At 44.3% G+C, this 17185-nt stretch carries 17 protein-coding genes and 1 tRNA gene; 1 reads left to right on the forward strand and 17 read right to left on the reverse strand.

Features of this window, described 5'->3' with window-relative positions:
* Nucleotides 1–98 precede the first annotated feature (98 nt).
* From gltS to AB4558_RS10995, 4 genes are all read right to left on the reverse strand, one after another.
* Nucleotides 99–1313 carry a sodium/glutamate symporter gene (gene gltS, locus AB4558_RS10980; RefSeq protein ID WP_017062061.1) on the reverse strand — a complete coding sequence of 405 codons (1215 nt, stop codon included), beginning with the start codon at nucleotides 1311–1313 and terminating at the stop codon, nucleotides 99–101.
* A gap of 254 nt (nucleotides 1314–1567) precedes the next feature.
* Nucleotides 1568–1658, reverse strand: a tRNA-Ser gene (locus tag AB4558_RS10985).
* Between the two features lie 180 nt (nucleotides 1659–1838).
* On the reverse strand, nucleotides 1839–2288 hold the full coding sequence (locus AB4558_RS10990) for an L-alanine exporter AlaE (RefSeq protein ID WP_017062062.1): 450 nt from the start codon (nucleotides 2286–2288) through the stop codon (nucleotides 1839–1841).
* Between the two features lie 248 nt (nucleotides 2289–2536).
* Entirely contained in the window at nucleotides 2537–4990 is a 2454-nt protein-coding gene (locus AB4558_RS10995; RefSeq protein ID WP_017062063.1) for a hybrid sensor histidine kinase/response regulator, read from the reverse strand.
* A gap of 171 nt (nucleotides 4991–5161) precedes the next feature.
* Between AB4558_RS10995 and AB4558_RS11000 the strand changes: the two genes are divergently transcribed.
* Nucleotides 5162–5731 (forward strand): UPF0149 family protein, encoded by a 570-nt coding sequence (locus AB4558_RS11000; protein WP_136978944.1) that lies wholly within the window; start codon nucleotides 5162–5164, stop codon nucleotides 5729–5731.
* Nucleotides 5732–5806: 75 nt separating this feature from the next.
* Here AB4558_RS11000 and AB4558_RS11005 read toward each other — a convergent pair whose 3' ends face one another.
* The 13 genes from AB4558_RS11005 to cydA all read right to left on the reverse strand — a co-directional run bounded on the left by AB4558_RS11005 (nucleotide 5807) and on the right by cydA (nucleotide 17102).
* Nucleotides 5807–6838 (reverse strand): potassium channel family protein, encoded by a 1032-nt coding sequence (locus tag AB4558_RS11005; RefSeq protein WP_017063519.1) that lies wholly within the window; start codon nucleotides 6836–6838, stop codon nucleotides 5807–5809.
* A 175-nt stretch (nucleotides 6839–7013) separates the two neighbouring features.
* The gene (gene nadA / locus AB4558_RS11010) at nucleotides 7014–8075 is read right to left on the reverse strand and encodes a quinolinate synthase NadA (protein WP_017062067.1); all 1062 of its coding nucleotides are present in this window, start codon (nucleotides 8073–8075) and stop codon (nucleotides 7014–7016) included.
* 209 nt (nucleotides 8076–8284) lie between these two features.
* Nucleotides 8285–9067: a tol-pal system protein YbgF gene (ybgF, locus tag AB4558_RS11015; RefSeq protein WP_372158802.1), complete on the reverse strand. Its 783-nt coding sequence runs from the start codon at nucleotides 9065–9067 to the stop codon at nucleotides 8285–8287.
* Nucleotides 9068–9100: 33 nt separating this feature from the next.
* A complete protein-coding gene (gene pal, locus AB4558_RS11020) occupies nucleotides 9101–9643 on the reverse strand; it encodes a peptidoglycan-associated lipoprotein Pal (RefSeq protein WP_017062069.1) in 543 nt (180 codons plus the stop codon).
* Between the two features lie 113 nt (nucleotides 9644–9756).
* Nucleotides 9757–11109 carry a Tol-Pal system beta propeller repeat protein TolB gene (tolB, locus tag AB4558_RS11025; RefSeq protein ID WP_017062070.1) on the reverse strand — a complete coding sequence of 451 codons (1353 nt, stop codon included), beginning with the start codon at nucleotides 11107–11109 and terminating at the stop codon, nucleotides 9757–9759.
* 12 nt (nucleotides 11110–11121) lie between these two features.
* The gene (gene tolA / locus AB4558_RS11030; protein WP_017062071.1) at nucleotides 11122–12189 is read right to left on the reverse strand and encodes a cell envelope integrity protein TolA; all 1068 of its coding nucleotides are present in this window, start codon (nucleotides 12187–12189) and stop codon (nucleotides 11122–11124) included.
* Nucleotides 12190–12202: 13 nt separating this feature from the next.
* On the reverse strand, nucleotides 12203–12646 hold the full coding sequence (gene tolR, locus AB4558_RS11035; RefSeq protein WP_017062072.1) for a protein TolR: 444 nt from the start codon (nucleotides 12644–12646) through the stop codon (nucleotides 12203–12205).
* A 3-nt stretch (nucleotides 12647–12649) separates the two neighbouring features.
* Nucleotides 12650–13333 (reverse strand): protein TolQ, encoded by a 684-nt coding sequence (tolQ, locus tag AB4558_RS11040; protein ID WP_017062073.1) that lies wholly within the window; start codon nucleotides 13331–13333, stop codon nucleotides 12650–12652.
* Nucleotides 13323–13760 (reverse strand): tol-pal system-associated acyl-CoA thioesterase, encoded by a 438-nt coding sequence (ybgC, locus tag AB4558_RS11045; RefSeq protein WP_017062074.1) that lies wholly within the window; start codon nucleotides 13758–13760, stop codon nucleotides 13323–13325. Before ybgC ends, tolQ begins: the two co-directional genes overlap by 11 nt.
* A 171-nt stretch (nucleotides 13761–13931) precedes the next feature.
* Complete coding sequence (gene ybgE, locus AB4558_RS11050; protein WP_017062075.1) at nucleotides 13932–14234, reverse strand: cyd operon protein YbgE; 303 nt, start codon at nucleotides 14232–14234, stop codon at nucleotides 13932–13934.
* The gene (gene cydX, locus AB4558_RS11055) at nucleotides 14227–14334 is read right to left on the reverse strand and encodes a cytochrome bd-I oxidase subunit CydX (RefSeq protein WP_000270284.1); all 108 of its coding nucleotides are present in this window, start codon (nucleotides 14332–14334) and stop codon (nucleotides 14227–14229) included. The genes ybgE and cydX overlap by 8 nt, the downstream gene beginning before the upstream one ends.
* A 31-nt stretch (nucleotides 14335–14365) precedes the next feature.
* A complete protein-coding gene (gene cydB / locus AB4558_RS11060) occupies nucleotides 14366–15502 on the reverse strand; it encodes a cytochrome d ubiquinol oxidase subunit II (protein WP_017067531.1) in 1137 nt (378 codons plus the stop codon).
* A 13-nt stretch (nucleotides 15503–15515) separates the two neighbouring features.
* Entirely contained in the window at nucleotides 15516–17102 is a 1587-nt protein-coding gene (gene cydA / locus AB4558_RS11065) for a cytochrome ubiquinol oxidase subunit I (RefSeq protein WP_017062077.1), read from the reverse strand.
* Between the last annotated feature and the right edge of the window lie 83 nt (nucleotides 17103–17185).

The raw sequence follows: 17185 nt of genomic DNA on the forward strand, positions 1-17185 counted from the left end.
TTTTTGCTGTAGATAACACAAAGGCGACAACTTTCGTCATCGCCTTTGTGGTCATTATCCCGATGTAAACCTCAAGCAGTCAATAACCGGTCACTTCACTACAGACCAACAAAGAAACTGATCACCAATGCGTTGATCAAATCAACAAAGAAACCACATACTAATGGCACCACAATGAATGCTTGTGGGCTTGCGCCATATCGATGAGTTACTGCGGTCATGTTCACAATTGCTGTTGCGGTCGAGCCTAGAGTGATACCACCGAAGCCTGAACATATCACCACAGAATCGTAGTTTCTTCCCATCAAGTAATAAACGACAAACACAGTAAACAACAGGGAAAGCAAGATCTGGATACTCATGACAACAGAGATATAGCCAAACAGTCCATCGAGATCCCAGATACGCAACCCCATCAATGCCATGGTCAAGAACATGCCTAAACAAATATCAGAGATCATCGCTAAGCCTTTGCGGCCTTGAGCGATTTTCTCTTGTGTACGACGTTTCTTAAACAGTGCGCGACCAACGTTTCCGATTAGGATACCTGCGATCAAACAGCTAACGAATAACGGCAGTTTTAGGCCCATCGAGTCGATAACTTCACTCAAGCTGTAACCCAGCATTAGTGTTAAGTTAAGAATCAACCACGCCCACAGAACGCCGTAGTGGCTAAGCTCTGTTTTTGTTTCACTCTCTTGGAATGCACCAACCGTAACCTCTTCTTCATTAGAAGGGCTTACTTTGTGTTTATTGAGCAGGTAGTTCGCAATCGGACCACCAATCACACACGCTGCAATTAAACCAACCGTGTTTGAAGCGACACCAAGCTCGAGCGCGTTAGCAATACCAAACTCTTCCACAAACATTGGCGCCCAAGCTAACGTTGTGCCTACGCCGCCTATCAAGCTAACAGACCCAGATAGCAAGCCTGCTTTCGCATCCATTCCAAAGCCAGAAGCGACTGCCATTCCGACTACGTTTTGCAACACGATAAAAATGGCAGCAAGACACAGTAGGATGAACAACGGTCGCCCGCCTTTAATCAGTGTTTTAATATCCGCTTGGAGCCCGATGCCAGCAAAAAAGTAGAGAAGCAAAAAGTCTCTGACATCTAGGCTAAAAGTGATTTGGATTTCAAAAATATAGTAAAGCGCCGCTACGGTCGCTGCGCAGACAAAGCCACCAATCACAGGCTCTGGCAGTGAATACTTTCTTAATACTTCAGATCGCTCGATCAAACCTTTACCGATAAACAGTAATGAAATCGCGATCGTAAAAGAGAGCATTGGAGAAACTAGGGTTTCTGTCATGAGGTTATGGATTCCTAATAGTTAGATTATTCATAATATTGCGTACTATTAATAATCTAGGTTCACGCCAAAAAATCAAGCGATTATCTATGATAAAAACACCTAATATGGTTAATTCTGCGACGGTATTAATAGAGATTATAACTATAAAGCAATGATTAAAGGAACGGATATTAGGGAGGTATACAGATGAGGTGGGATATAGAGGCTCTAAAACGAGAAAACCCCAGCATTTCTGCTAGGGTTTTGAATAGTGGTGGAAGGATGGGGATTTGAACCCCAGATACGCTATAAACGTATACTCGCTTTCCAGGCGAGCGCCTTAAGCCACTCAGCCATCCTTCCACAAATTGTGTGTTGAGCATGTCACTCAACGAGGCGCTACTTTATTGATTCTGCTTGCTTTGGTCAAGGGGCATTCTCAAAAAAAGTGCCTTTTTCGGTTTGTTCGATTACAAATTAACTCATTAGATCAAAAACAAACCAAATTTCATTCTTTCGCTGCACTTACGCTTGTTGCTTTTCTTAAGCTTGTTGATAGTAGCCAGGAACTCGAAACCATTTACGACACATATCGAGGAAGTAGCCGTAAAGTACGCCCATACCGCACGAGATAACTGCATTACTGGTGACAGCCGTAACGATCTGGTCGCCTGAAGCACCCACTGCCAACAAAATACCCGCATACACTGGAGACTGGAATAACACGTATGCCATCAAATCAGACAAGTTTTTCATCAATGAGCTTTCTGAAAGTTTTGCACCATTGCGTAAGAACCAATCACGAAAAACGCCATAAGGCCAAGCGATAGCAATGTTTACAGGAATAGATAACGTTCGAGAAGCAAGAGATTGCTCAAACGTCATACCAGAAATAAACACTTCTACGATCATGCCAGAAATAAAACAGAAAACGACCATAGCAAATGTATCCGCAGCTGCGTTTCGAATACAAAATGGACCACGAGACTTCATTGACGACAAACCTAAAATATATCACTGCTTAATTAGTGATTTAGTAACATATAAACAAGGCACATTTGCACCTCACCAGATAATGTCGCTATTAAATCACAAGATTAGTAGTCATACACTCCAAATTAAAAATCAAGTTGTAAATTAACAACCAAAAACCACTTTAAAAGCAGTCACTTTCACCAAAAAATCCAACCAAGGTCAAATATTGGACAGTTCGTCATTTACTTACCGTAATTAAACAACATTTAAGCCATAGGTAGATTTACAGTAATGATATTAATGACATCTTGTGTAGGTGGTGATCCTAAAGCAACCTGCTCTAACGCTTTATCGACTTGTTCAGTAAGTTCCGCGTTGTTCATAGCTTCAACGTGGACACGTAGGCTCTCTAGTGCAAATTGAATCAGTTCTAGGTTGTTGTCTTCTAGCGCCACATACAACGTCACTAACAGCTCTTCAGTGTTATCTTTGTTGCGAAGATCAGGTTTAGGCAGTGACTCGCTTTTACTTTTCGAATCGTGTGGTTTTACGTCTTGGCTTTCGAGCTCATCCGCTTTTACTTCATGGTATTGATAAAGCTTATTTGAATAGCGGAACAAGGCATCATCCAGTTCACGCTCGTCAATCGGCTTAGCAATAATATAATCCACACCTGCCCCCAACATACGCTCACGAGTCTCTTTAAAGACATCAGCCGTACAACCAAACACCAATACCGATGACACATCGCCTATCAAAGCACGAATAGCAGTGGTTGATTCAACGCCATCCATCACAGGCATATGGTTATCCATGAGCACCAAATCAAAGCGCTCAGCAACCACGGCTTGTATCGCAAGTTCACCGTTTTCGACGCTCTTACAGGTAAAGCCTTTACTGCTCATGAAGGCTTCAATGATCACCGTGTTAGTTCGGTTGTCCTCGACGATCAGTACCTTTAAGCCAGAGTAGTCCAACTTCTTATGTGGCAAACTCTCGATTTCTCCTGGCTGACATGGCTGAATCTTCAAGCGAACATCAAAACTCGTGCCTATCCCTTCTTCACTGGTGACGGTAATACTGCCATCCATCAACTGGGCAATTTTCTTCACAATCGCGAGGCCAAGGCCAGTACCGCCAAAACGCCTTGTGGTCGAAGACTCCGCTTGTTCAAACGGTTTAAAAATACGCTTCTGAGCTTCTTTAGAAATACCAATTCCGGTATCACGAACTCGAATGCTCAGATAGGTGTCACTCCCCTCTACAACTTCTTTCAGGTACACCTCAACAAAGCCTCTGGAGGTGAACTTCACCGCGTTGTTCAATAGATTAAACAAAATTTGGCGAAGGCGAGCTTTATCTGAGAAGTACCAACGACCCGAAGTCACCTCAGAGTACACTTTGAATTGAAGCCCTTTCTCGGAAGACAATGTGTAGTAAACACTGTTAATACTGCCGATGATCGAATCAAGCGGGAAACGCGTTTCATCAAGATCCAACCTGCCCTGCTCGATCTTCGAGAAGTCTAAGATCTCGTTGAGTAGAGTCATCATATGATCGCCGGACTCATACAAGCTCTTAAGATGCTTCTCTTGTTCAGAATTTAGAGGCGTTTTTAATAGGATTTGAGCGGTACCCAATACCCCATTCATCGGAGTGCGAATTTCATGTGACAAGGTCGCAAGGAAAGCGGTTTTTGCATTGGTAGATGCCTGAGCTTTAACCTTTTCCGCTTCGAGATAAATGGTCTTTTCGTTGAAGGTTTTAATCAAATGGCCGATTTCGTCATCACTCGAGTAATCCACATCAATGATTTCGCCGGCTTTCGAACTATCAACCTGTGCTGCAATCCTTGTGATTGGACTAATCAAATAACGGTTCAATAAGTAATACCCCGCCATGACACAAAGTAGCAATAGCGGAACAATACCGCCTTCAATGCTCATCACCTGACGAAACACTTCGTCTTCTACTCGTGATTTGGAGTTCACCACATCCACTTGCCAGCCGAAATCACCAAATTGATTGCTACTGATGTAAATGCCTTCAACGAGATTAAAGTTATGCGAAACCAACACTTGGTTAAGCTTATCTCTGAGCGTAATGCCAAGGTTGTATTCTTCGGCGTGGTTCTTGATAAAACCAAGCAGCTCTTCGAGCGAGAGATCCACCGTGGCAACACCGGCAAAAGTACCGTCGTAATAATAAGGGGAAGACGCCGTAATCATTCGAACGTGTGTGTATGGATCGATATACACATCGCTCCAAGAGATCGTGCCTTGTTTTTGGTTGACGACAGAGGTGTACCAATACTCTTCTTGATAAGGGGCATTTTGGGGGTTGTTGTAAGAATATATCTGGTCGATTATTCCATCGTCGGCTTTATTAAAAAAGTAACTGTTGAGAAGCTTTTTAGAATCAAGCGCATAAGGTTCGGGCCAAATACCGGCACTGACAATCGTATCGTCGCTCGCCGCCAACATGGACTTAAAGAGCGGAATAACATCATCACCGTTACGATGCGCTTGAGCAAACCCAACGAGACTGTCTACGAAGCCTCGAGAACTACTGAGTGGCTCTGTAATCAATGCGGATAACAGTTGCGTACGCAAGTCGAGGTTTTGTTGTAATTTGGCGCGCACAGGGGATTCTACGACGTAATACGTCACACTACCGACAATGGCAATAAACATCGCAAGGTATAATCCAAGCGCTACCATGCTTTTTTTCTTTAAAGACGACCGTATCTGCATAATTCTTTTATTGTTTTCTTTTCTGTTAAACCTAGTGTTTATCATCCATGACATCAAGCCTTTTTAGATTGAAGCTTGATTGGCACAAGTTCATTGGTACTATAAGCGCAAATATGTTCCCTTTTACGGTACCTCACTTTGACTTTACAAGATATTCTTGCGCTTCCAGAGTTGGAAGGAAAGCTAATCACAGAACACAAAACAATGGGCTTTGTCACTGCAATGGCAGCGGCACCGAATGTGTTAACCCCGCATGAGTGGCTACCGTTCTTATGGGGTGGCGAAGAAGTCGCACCTTTTACGGATGGTGAACAGCTAGAAAGCTACATTGAAGTTATCATCGAGCTTTGGAATAAAACCCGCCCAGAACTGATTGAAGGGACTTGGGTTTGGCCTGAAGCTTGTCAATTAGACGACGAAGAAGTGGTGAACACTGCCGCTCGTGATTTTTGTGAAGGCTTGCTTCAAGGCTGGCAGATTGCTCGCGACGATTGGGAAACACTAATGCCTGAAGAGAGCGAAGATAACGCACTCGTTGGCGGTGTCCTGCTGTCACTGAGCATGCTTTACGATCCAGAAACGTCAATTGCTACGCTTGCAGAGCAAGGCATCGAAGGCCTAGAGCAGTTCGAAGAGATCTTTAACGCTGTTCCTGTGATGCTTTGCGGACTAACGCAGCGTGGCATTGCACTGGCTGAAACTCAATAACAGTTAGCTTTATACAAGCCAAAAGGCCTCATTATGAGGCCTTTTTTAGTTTTCAGACGAAATAAAATAGTCGCTTTAGAAGCCTTTCCAATCGAAGTCATCAATTCGCTCATCAGCAATATAAAACAGCTTAGTGCCACTGCTGACCACTTGATCTAACTCTGGGTTGAGTTCAATACCGCTCCCCGTATCAATGGCGATCAGAGTTGCTTGATACTTCTCTTTAAACACTGAGAAAATAGGCGCGACGGTGACAGACTCAGCGTCTTCAGGGAAATACGTTGAATACTGTGTCATGCCTCTTGTTGAGCTCAATAATTCTTGGTGAAGCGCACTGGAACCTGGGTCTACCGCAGCCTTTGCTAGCATCTCAGCACCCACCGCTGGAATACATTCTGAGTTAGGGCAATGCTTGTGTAACAAATCGCTCAGCGCTTCATCTTTAAAGTAAACAAGAAGGTGCGCTTTAGGGTTTCGGTTGGCACAGTAAAGCGCCGCAGATAACGTAATGTCGTCTTCTGGGTTATCAATCAGGATGCAACTTGCAGACTCAATGCCCGTTTTCTCCATCTCTTTGCCATCGGTGTAGCTGTTTACTTTGACGAAATTGATTTCACCGGGTAACGGGTTCTCGATATCTGAACGCGTACATAGCACGATTGGTCGTTTACCCGTTTCTTCGTGTTGTAGCATGCGGATGAGATGAATGGTTCTTTGCTCATTCCACCCCAACATCAAAATGTGGTTGTCCACTCTAACTCTCCTTTTTCCTAGCAAGCCCGCTCGCCAATATTCAACACCTTCTGTCGCCACTTTACCGAGCAACGCGGCAAAAAGGCTCAACCCGCCTGGAATCACAAATAGAATAACGATCCACTGCCCCGCTACCGTGGTCGGTGATAAATCACCATAACCAACCGTAGAAGCCGTCACCACCAAGTAGTAAGCGAATACGGTAACCGAACTGGTTAAATCTGTTTCACCCGCCAAATACAGCATCGACCACGATAAAGCGATGTAGCCAAGAAAAGTGAACAGTAAGTTTTTGCCATTCAAAACAAAGATGTTTGCTTTGATCCAGCGTTTGAGTTGTAACCAGATTATCATTCGAGCCTCTAATCTTTTCCTCTTACTTACATGCTAGAAAAAATACGCGATATCAACAAGATGTATCATCAGAAAAAGATACATGACCACAAGATTGATATTGGCGGCCTATACGCAGATACAAAAAAACCAGCACTATTGGCTGGTTTTTTTATTGGTTAGATAAAAGAACGACTTACGCGTTACCTTTTACCTGCACATTTAACTGCTCTGCAAAATCTAGCATGCGGTTCAATGGAATAAGAGACTTCACGCGTAATTCGTCAGAAACGAAGATTTCGTGTTGCTCACCACCATTCTCAAGCGCGTTTTCAATCGCTTCAAGGCCGTTCATTGCCATCCAAGGACAGTGTGCGCAGCTACGACACGTTGCACCAGCACCCGCTGTCGGCGCTTCAATCAGCTCTTTTTCAGGAACCAATTGCTGCATCTTGAAGAAGATGCCTTTGTCTGTCGCAACAATCATCTGTGGATGAGGCAGCTCTTTTGCTTTCTTGATCAGTTGGCTTGTTGAGCCTACAGCATCAGCCAGTTCAACCACGCTTGCTGGTGATTCTGGGTGAACCAAGATAGCCGCTTCTGGGTATACCGATTTCATTTTCTTCAAAGCATCAGCTGAGAACTCATCATGAACGATACACTCACCTTGCCAAAGCAACATGTCAGCGCCAGTTTGATTTGCGATGTAAGAACCTAGGTGACGGTCTGGCCCCCAAATAATGGGTTTGCCTTCAGCGTCTAGGCTTTCAACGATTTCTAAAGCGATGCTCGACGTAACTACCCAGTCTGCACGAGCTTTAACAGCTGCAGAGGTGTTCGCGTATACAACCACAGTGTGGTCAGGGTGAGCATCACAAAATTCTGTAAATTTGTCAGCTGGGCAGCCAAGATCAAGCGAACATTCAGCTTCAAGTGTTGGCATTAAAATGCGTTTTTCAGGAGTAAGAATCTTTGCAGACTCACCCATGAAACGAACACCAGCGATGATCAAAGTGCTTGCTGAGTGACGGTTACCGAACTTAGCCATCTCTAATGAATCGCCAACGAAACCACCAGTTTCTTCTGCCAGAGCCTGAATTTCAGGATCGGTGTAGTAGTGTGCAATTAGAACTGCATCTTTTTCTTGAAGTAGTTTTTTGATGTTTGCGATGTGGGCCTGTTTCTGAGCGTCGCTCAATGGAACTGGCTTAGGCGGAAACGGGTAAACTGTATCGATTTTATCTAGTATATGACTCATTGCTCTTGCTCTACGCAACTTCTTCCGAGAATCCGAGTATTCTACACAGGACAGCGATTGGGATCAAAAAGGATTGGTTGCAAGCGGTGACTAGCTAATGCTTAAAACGCATAAACAAGGCGATGTGTTGTCATCACTAGCAAGAGAAGTAAACACTAAACGGAAGTGAACAGGTATAAAAAAGAGGCGCCTAAGCACCCCTATTTTGGTTATAAGTGGGTTTTGGCCACTTTAGCCGAAGCACTGTTTGGGTGCTCGGTTACGACTTGTTGGTAATATTTCTTAGCTTGCGTCGCGTTGTTGTTGCGCGCTGCTATGTCACCAAGCTTAACCAGTGCATCTGCTCGCTTGTTTGAGTCTTTGTACGACACAACAGCAGCGAAGCTCTTCACGGCTTCTTTATCTTGCTTCTTAGCGAAATAAAGCTGACCTAACCAGTAATGTGAGTTAGGTGTGAAGGTAGAATCTGGGAAGTCTTTTTGAAACTTTTGGAATGCAGCGATAGCACCCGTGTAGTCTCGTTGCTTTAGAATCATATCTACAGCATTTTGATAAGCAGTTTGCTCATCCACATCAGTACTGAACGTACCAGAAGCGTCTTTAGAGCCTTCGCTCGCCGCCACTGCTACCGTTGCTGTTCCTGCTGCTTTCACCTCGCCTCTTACGCGATCCAGTTCAATGAACAGTTCACGCTGACGCTCTAGCATTTGCTTCATATCGTAGCTGTTTCGTTCCAGCTCACCACGAAGTTCACTGATCTCCAGTGCCATGTCGTCGATTTGCTGTTGCATTTGAAGCTGAACGAGATTGCGATTTTGAAGCAGGCGCTCTAAACGCTCAATATCTGATTCGTTAGATGCTGATCGAGAGGAAGATGATGAATGGGTTGCGGTGCTATTGAGATCGGATACTGGAGCTGGTGCAGCGAACGCGGTGTTCGCTGCACTTGCCAGTAACGAAAGCAAAATGACTCGCTTTGTGTTACTGAACATGAGGCAATTCCTCAATTATATAGTCTACTAAAATTAGTAAACTAGTACTGCGCGACGGTTTTTAGCGTACACATCTTCAGATTGACCTAGAAGAAGTGGCTTCTCTTCACCGTAGCTTACGATAGAGATTTGGTCAGCTTGAACACCTAGAGCTTGTAGGTATTTCGCTACAGCTTGTGCACGACGCTCGCCAAGTGCGATGTTGTACTCAGGAGTACCGCGCTCATCAGCGTGACCTTCGATAGTAACGTTCATGTCAACGTTCTTAACTAGGTATGCTGCGTGAGCTGCTAGCATTTCTTCGTAATCGCCAGCGATAGTAGAGTTATCGAATGCGAAGTAGATTGTTTGAGTTTCACGTAGCGCTTGCTCTTTAAGCTCTTGCTCAGACAGTTGACCGTTAGCGTCAATTGGCGTTACAACAGTTGTGTCTACATTGCCTTCTGAACCTGAAGTTGTTTGGTTGCTTTCAGTACCAGATGTTGCAGATGTTGCTTCATCAGTTGAGCTACATGCCGTTACTGCCATCACTGGTAGTGCAATCATCAAGCCTTTAAGAACTTTGTTAAGTTGCATCTTTTTTTCCTTACGTTATCAAACTTAGTTTCTACAGCGACTAAGAGTGCTATAGATAGTTAAATGCCACAATAGTTAACACTATCAATAGCTAAAAGAATATGTAATTTTCCCTAGAGGAACGGTGACCATGCAGGCGCTCTTACGCGTCCGTTAGTTGCCGGTAATCTAGCTTTAAAACGTCCATCGATAGAAACCATCGATAGTACATTTGTTTTGTTGTAAATAGAGCTATAGATAACCATACCTCCATTCGGTGCAATACTTGGAGACTCATCTAACAATGTTTTTGTTAGTACCTGAACCGCACCGGTTTCCAAATCTTGCTTAGCCAAGTTAAAACCTGAGTTGCTGCGATTCACCATGATCATGAATCGACCATCAGGAGTGATCTGGCCACCTAAGTTTTGGCTACCTTGCCAAGTAATACGAGAAGTCGAATTATTGGACAAATTTACATTATAAATCTGTGGTTTACCACCACGATCCGATGTGAAAATAAGAGACTTGCCATCTGGGTGCCAGAATGGTTCAGTATTATTCGAACGGCCGCGGGTAATTTGAGTCAGCTTACGGCTAGCAAGGTCAAGTGTGTACACCTGAAGGCTGCCCGTTTTCGACAATACCAATGCCAATGTTTTACCATCTGGCGAGAATCTTGGCGCACCATTGTGACGAGGGTATGACGTCACTTTCTCACGTTCACCCGTGTAAATATTCATGATGAATATTTCAGCTTGGCCATTCTGGAAGCTCACATAAGCTAGCTTTTTGCCGTCTGGTGACCATGCTGGAGACATGAGAGGCTGCTTAGAACGAAGTACTAAACGCTCGTTAAAGCCATCGTAGTCAGCAACACGAAGTTGATACGGGTACTTGTCTTTATCGTTCACTACCACGTAAGAGATACGAGTTAAGAACGCGCCTTTCTCACCAGTTAGCTCTTCATACACTAGGTCTGAGATACGGTGTGCGTACTCTCTCAAGCGATTACCAGGAACCGTAGCCTTCTTATTGAATAGAACGTGATCTTTAGAAAGCACTAATTGGCCTTCATCACTCAGCGCACGACTTTGTCCTTTGGTCAGTTGACCACGAACAATGTCGATCAATTGGTAATTCACCACATACTGCCCTTCGGCATTTTTAGTGATACTACCGGTAAGCAATGAGTCAACACCTAGGTTAGTCCAAGCATCAAAGTTAACCTCAGTTTCGCTGTAAGGCGTTTGAGGCATTTTGCTTGTCGCAACTGGGCTGAATTTACCACTGCGCTGTAAGTCAGAAGCGATAACCGCTGATACATCGTGTGGCAATGGCTCTGAGCCTTCCCAACGGAAAGGTACAATAGCGATAGGTCTTGCAGAGTTAATACCGTCTGTAATAACCAGCTCCAGCGCTGCATGTGCAAACTGGCTGCTTGTAGCTATTAAGAAAACAAAACTCAGTAATAGTTTCTTTAACACAAGTTCGTCCTTTTACTCTGGTGATACAGTTAAGTTAATGTCTTTCAGTGAGTTCACAATGTCTGGGTCTTTAGGCAACGGGTAAGATTGTACTTGTGCCACCGCACGCTTGGTTGCTGCACATAAACGGCTATCGCCATCTAAGATACTCAAACTACCCAATATCGCGTTAGAGCCCGTTGGAATCAGCTTAAGGTTCACTCGACATGAGCGTCCTCGATAGCTGTCTTCTAACAACAGGTTCTGTTGAATCAGTTGGGTATAGATAGCCCCGTAACGTTGCGCTTCATCAGTGATAAATTGTTGTCTTGCTGAAGAGTTTTGAGTCGCTTCCGTTTCAAGCCCAGCAAAGATATCGTTCAATGCGGCTTCTTGTTGTTTACGCTCTTTTTCTGCTTTTGCTGCAGCTTCTTTTGCCTTACGGGCTTTCTCTGCTGCGGCTGCCGCTTCTTTCTCTTTCGCTATGCGTTGCTTTTCCGCGAGTTCAGCGGCTTCTTTCTCTTTACGAGCTTTGTCTGCTGCCTCTTTCGCTGCTTTTTCTTTTGCCACGCGTTCTTGTTCAGCTTTTGCGATTGCCGCTTCTTTGGCTTTACGCTCGTTCTCGGCTTTCACTAACGCAGCTTCTTTTAGCTTACGGTCAGCTTCGGCTTTAGCGGCTTTCTTTTGCTCTTGCTGTAAACGCGCTTCTTCAGCTTTGCGTTGTTTCTCTTTCTCAACTCGACGCTTTTCAGCTTCACGAGTTGCTTTAGCTTCTTTCGCTTGCTGTTCTTTTAGCTTGCGAATATTTTCTTCTTCAGCTTTACGATTCTTTTCAAGTCGTTCGCTTTCACGTCTTAGTTTGTCAAGACGCTCTTGCTCTTTCTTGCTTGCCGCTTCTCTTTGTTGACGAATCTGTTGAGCTTGCTGGCGAACCAACTGAGGATCAATCACCACTGCTTGAACCATCTGCCCTGTAGGCTTTGGCTCTGACATCGTGAAATCCGCCCCCCAAATGAGCGCAACGAATAAAATGACGTGCAGCCCAAGAGAAATAAGAAGCGGTGATCTGAAATTATTGGATTTTTTATTATTCGCTTTCATGAATGCTACGGAGCTATTCCCTTATATCCGTTAAAAGGCCAACCTTTGGCACACCTGCACGGCTTAATTCATCAAGTAATAAAACCACTTCAGCGTATGGCGTTGCGGCATCACCACCAACCGCCACTGGAGAGTTTGGCTTCAGAGACAACTCGGCTTTCACACGGACGATAATATCTTCCATTGATAAGCCACGCTGTACTTCTTCGTCATTAACGCTCAAGCCAAGTTCACCGTCTTTGTTCACTTCAACGATGATGAAACTTGCATTGTCGTCACCCAGTAGGTCTTGTGCCGATTTAGCCGTTGAAGCCTGAGGCAATTCAACGTCAACGCCTTGAGTAACAAACGGCGAAGTCACCATAAAAATGATCAGCAAAACAAGCATAACGTCGATGTAAGGTACAACGTTAATCTCTGCTGTCATTTTGCGTTTTTTAGGTTGGTATCCAGCCATCTATTATTCCCTGCCAGCCATCGCTTGACGGTGAAGAATACTGTGAAACTCTTCAGAGAAAGTCGCGTAGTTGTGTTCTAGCTTGCCTACTCGGCTGCTGAAGCGGTTGTACGCCATTACCGCTGGAATCGCAGCGAATAGACCCATTGCTGTTGCGATCAGTGCTTCTGCAATACCAGGAGCAACCATTGCGAGCGTCGCTTGCTTCACTTCACCTAATGCGATGAATGAGTGCATGATGCCCCAAACCGTACCAAATAGGCCGATGTATGGGCTGATAGAGCCAACGGTCGCCAAGAAAGGTAAGTTAGTTTCTAGTTCATCAACCTCACGAGCAACGGCAACGCGCATCGCACGGCCAGTGCCTTCCATAATGAAGTCAGGTGATGTTGCATTCGATTTACGAAGGCGAGCGAACTCAGTAAAGCCTGCGTAGAAAATTTCTTCAGTACCAGAAAGCTCGTCTTTGCGTTTGTTGCTCTCTTGGTACAGTTTTGCAAGATCAACGCCTGACCAAAATTTGTCTTCAAACACTTCTGTTTGTTTAGAAGCTTGAGATAACACTTTACTTCTTTTTATGATCATCGCCCAAGAAACAACAGACATGCCCATAAGAGTCAGCATGACCATCTTAACTAGTAAACTAGCTTCTAAAATTAGGCCTAAGATTGAGATTTCAGCAGTCACTATTCGTTAGCTCCGTGAGAATAAATGTTGGCATTGCTTTGGGTTTCATTTTTTGATTATCGATACATGCTACCTTAACCATTGCTTTACACAATGCCTTGCCATCAGGATTTACGATCTCTTGACAGAAGACCAAGGTAGCTCGCTTCAACTCGTAAATATTTGTAATGACTTGTAAAGAATCATCAAGACGCGCGCCTTGAATAAAATCAATGTCCATATGTCGGACTACAAAACCGATGTTTTGTTCTAACAATACTTGCTGAGAAACGCCAATTGAGCGCAACATCTCAGTTCGAGCGCGTTCGAAAAACTTAAGATAGTTTGAATGGTATACAACGCCACCCGCATCGGTGTCTTCGTAATACACAGTCACTGGCCACGTAAATAGCTTAGATAATCCCTGCAATTTGCTACCACAATCCAAAACGATAAAGATCTCACTATAACCTAACTCCTTATCATTAATAGTATATCGCTGTGAATTTTTTGATTTGAGAGACGAAAAAAAGGCCATCTGTATAAGATGACCTCTTTTTGGCTAAAAACCCAACAAGTATAAAGGCTCACGTTGTTATGAACCTAAATCCTTTGCCTTTTATAGAAGGCGCAGCACCGTTAGGTAGAGCAAAATTGTGAGTGAAACATATGGGCTAAACAGTAGCTGCCACATCCAAGCTCTTGGCTTAAATCCGATACCGTAAACCATGCTTGAGCATACTGCCCAAATAAACATTGGTCCGATGATCGCGTTAAAGCCACCGATGCTTGTCGCATACGCTTCAGGATCCCACATCACTAAACCCACATGCATGAAACCCAATACTAGGGCTAAGGCTCTAAGCAGAGTCTTATCCATTGGTTGATGCAGCTTAGCGATTTGCTCTGCGAGATTACTCACTGTCTTTGTCCATCATTTCTGAATGCTCTAGCCATAGAGCATTGATGATGCCGAATGCACATGCTAGAAGTACACCCAAAATCCATGCGAAATACCACATAAAATTTCTCCTAAGTTATTTCACTTCTAGCTTAGTAAGCTGAAACGTCGTTATCTTCGATGTGTTTCTTATCTAGACGACCGAACATTTTGTAGTATGTCCAAGTTGTGTAGCCAAGAATCACAGGAACCATTACCGCCGCAACGACAGTCATAAGACCAAGCGTTAGCTCACTCGCTGTTGAATCCCACATAGTCAAGCTTTGGTTAGGGTTCAGGCTTGATGGCATTACGAATGGGAACATTGCAAAACCAGCCGTTAGAATAACACCAGCGTTCGATAGGCTTGAGAACAAGAATGCGAAACCACCACGCTCAAAGCGAGATGCAATCACAGCAAGCAGTGGCATTGCTACACCAAGGATCGGCGCAGCCCACATTGCTGGATAAGTTTCGAAGTTTGTCATCCAAGCACCCACTTGAAGTGATACTTCTTTGTTTAGTGGGTTTGAGTCAGCAAACGTATCGATAGTGCTCGTAATTACATAGCCTTCGATAGATTGAACCCAGAAACCACCAATAACGAATAGAGCAATAGCAATTAGGCCAGTGATCTGAGCAACGTTACGAGCACGAGCGTGCAGCGCTTCTGTTGTCTTCATTTGAAGCCATGTTGCACCTTGCATCACGAACAACATCAGAGCCAACACACCACAAAGCAATGCAAATGGGTTAAGCAGAGCGAAGAACGTACCATGGTACTTAGACATCATAAATTCGTTCAGTTCAAATGGAACACCTTGTAGTAGGTTACCAAATGCCACACCGAAAATGATTGGTGGTACTGCGCCACTAAAGCAAAGTGCATAGTCCCAAGTTTTGCGCCATTTTGGATCTTCGATCTTAGAGCGGTAGTCAAGTGCAAGTGGACGTAACCAAAGCGCTGCTAACGTCGCGTACATTGCGAAGTAGAAGCCAGAAAACGACGTTGCGTAAACCAGTGGCCATGCAGCAAACAATGCACCACCCGCAGTGATAAGCCAAACTTGGTTACCATCCCAGTGAGGGGCAATCGTGTTTAGCATAATACGACGTTCAGTGTCGCTCTTACCGATAACAGGTGACAGAGCGGCAACACCCATATCAAAGCCATCAGTTACGGCGAAACCAACCAGTAGAACACCGATCAATACCCACCAAATAAGTCGTAAGCTTTCGTAATCAAACATAATATTCCCTCACTTATACTTCAACTGAACGGCTAACTTTGTCTTCAACAGAGTTATCGTTTTGTTCGAAGTGGTAACGGCCTGTCTTCAAGCTACTTGGACCTTTACGTGCGAATTTCAGCATTAGGTAAACTTCAGCAATCAAGAACACTGTGTAAAGTGCCAGGATAGCGAATAGAGAAGTCCAAAGCTGTTCAATAGTCAGTGCTGATGCAGCAACGTTAACCGGTAGGATTTCACCAACCGCCCATGGTTGACGACCAAACTCAGCAACGAACCAACCTGCTTCAATCGCAATCCAAGGAAGTGGGATTGAGAATAGCGCAGCTTTAAGTACCCATGGTTTCTGTTCGATTTTCTGACGACACGTTTGAACAAACGCAGCACCGAATACAAACAGCATGATGAAGCCACAAGCAACCATCAGACGGAATGACCAGAATAGAGGCCAAACTGTTGGGATAGAATCATCCGCAGCCATTTGGATTTGGTCTTCAGTTGCATCAACAACGTCGTCTGTGTAGCGCTTAAGAAGCAAGCCGTAACCTAGGTCACCTTTCACTTCGTCGAACGCAGCCATGTTTTCTTCAGACTTATCGCCTGCACGTAGCTTTTCAAGCAGCTCGTACGCGTACATACCAGTACGGATACGATCAACGTGGTCATCACGTAGGTCACGTAGGCCCGTTACTTCAGTATCAAGCGAACGCGTTGCGATGATACCCATTACGTAAGGAATTTTAATTGCGTAGTCAGTATTCATTGTCTCTTGGTTTGGAATACCAAAAACAGTAAATGCGGCTGGTGCTTCTTCAGTGTGCCATTCCGCTTCTACAGCAGCGAGCTTCACTTTTTGAACTTCACCAAGCTCGTAACCAGATTCATCACCTAGTACGATTACTGACAAGATCGCCGCCATACCGAAAGACGCTGCAATCGCGAAAGAGCGACGAGCAAAGGCAAGGTCACGACCTTTAAGAATGTAGTATGAGCTGATACCAAGGATGAACATTGCACCCGTTGTGTAACCAGAAGCTACTGTGTGTACGAATTTAACTTGTGCTACTGGGTTTAGTACAACTTCAGCGAAGCTCACCATTTCCATACGCATAGTTTCAAAGTTAAATTCCGCACCCACTGGGTTTTGCATCCAGCCGTTTGCTACCAAGATCCAAAGCGCAGAGAAGTTAGAGCCAAGTGCTACTAACCAAGTTACCGCTAAGTGCTGACGCTTTGACAGTCTGTCCCAACCGAAGAAGAATAGGCCAACAAAAGTAGACTCTAGGAAGAATGCAACAAGCGCTTCGATAGCTAGCGGAGCACCAAAAATGTCGCCAACATAGTGAGAATAGTAAGACCAGTTAGTACCAAACTGGAACTCCATGGTTAAGCCTGTCGCTACACCAAGAGCAAAGTTAATACCAAACAATTTACCCCAGAACTTGGTCATGTCCTTGTAAATTTGCTTGCCAGTCATTACATAAACTGACTCCATAATGGCAAGTAGAAATGCCATACCTAAAGTCAGTGGAACAAATAGGAAGTGATACATCGCTGTAAATGCAAACTGCAATCGCGACAGATCAACAACATCAATCATGGTAACTCCTTTGTGTCGGCTGAATGACACTTGTGTGATTATTCACCGCAAAAATCCATGTTAAAACAATTTATGTAATTGTT

Origin of the sequence: Vibrio sp. 10N.222.51.C5 (assembly GCF_041474575.1) — a bacterium.
GTDB classification, from domain to species: domain Bacteria; phylum Pseudomonadota; class Gammaproteobacteria; order Enterobacterales; family Vibrionaceae; genus Vibrio; species Vibrio crassostreae_C.

What these genes read in the sequence shown, in the direction of transcription:
- cydX (WP_000270284.1), bottom strand. Translation starts at nt 14,334, where the DNA reads ATGTGGTATTTCGCATGGATTTTGGGTGTACTTCTAGCATGTGCATTC.
- AB4558_RS10995 (WP_017062063.1), bottom strand. Translation starts at nt 4,990, where the DNA reads ATGGTAGCGCTTGGATTATACCTTGCGATGTTTATTGCCATTGTCGGT.
- ybgF (WP_372158802.1), bottom strand. Translation starts at nt 9,067, where the DNA reads ATGTTCAGTAACACAAAGCGAGTCATTTTGCTTTCGTTACTGGCAAGT.
- tolA (WP_017062071.1), bottom strand. Translation starts at nt 12,189, where the DNA reads ATGAAAGCGAATAATAAAAAATCCAATAATTTCAGATCACCGCTTCTT.
- tolR (WP_017062072.1), bottom strand. Translation starts at nt 12,646, where the DNA reads ATGGCTGGATACCAACCTAAAAAACGCAAAATGACAGCAGAGATTAAC.
- cydB (WP_017067531.1), bottom strand. Translation starts at nt 15,502, where the DNA reads ATGTTTGATTACGAAAGCTTACGACTTATTTGGTGGGTATTGATCGGT.
- cydA (WP_017062077.1), bottom strand. Translation starts at nt 17,102, where the DNA reads ATGATTGATGTTGTTGATCTGTCGCGATTGCAGTTTGCATTTACAGCG.
- AB4558_RS11005 (WP_017063519.1), bottom strand. Translation starts at nt 6,838, where the DNA reads ATGATAATCTGGTTACAACTCAAACGCTGGATCAAAGCAAACATCTTT.
- nadA (WP_017062067.1), bottom strand. Translation starts at nt 8,075, where the DNA reads ATGAGTCATATACTAGATAAAATCGATACAGTTTACCCGTTTCCGCCT.
- AB4558_RS10990 (WP_017062062.1), bottom strand. Translation starts at nt 2,288, where the DNA reads ATGAAGTCTCGTGGTCCATTTTGTATTCGAAACGCAGCTGCGGATACA.
- pal (WP_017062069.1), bottom strand. Translation starts at nt 9,643, where the DNA reads ATGCAACTTAACAAAGTTCTTAAAGGCTTGATGATTGCACTACCAGTG.
- gltS (WP_017062061.1), bottom strand. Translation starts at nt 1,313, where the DNA reads ATGACAGAAACCCTAGTTTCTCCAATGCTCTCTTTTACGATCGCGATT.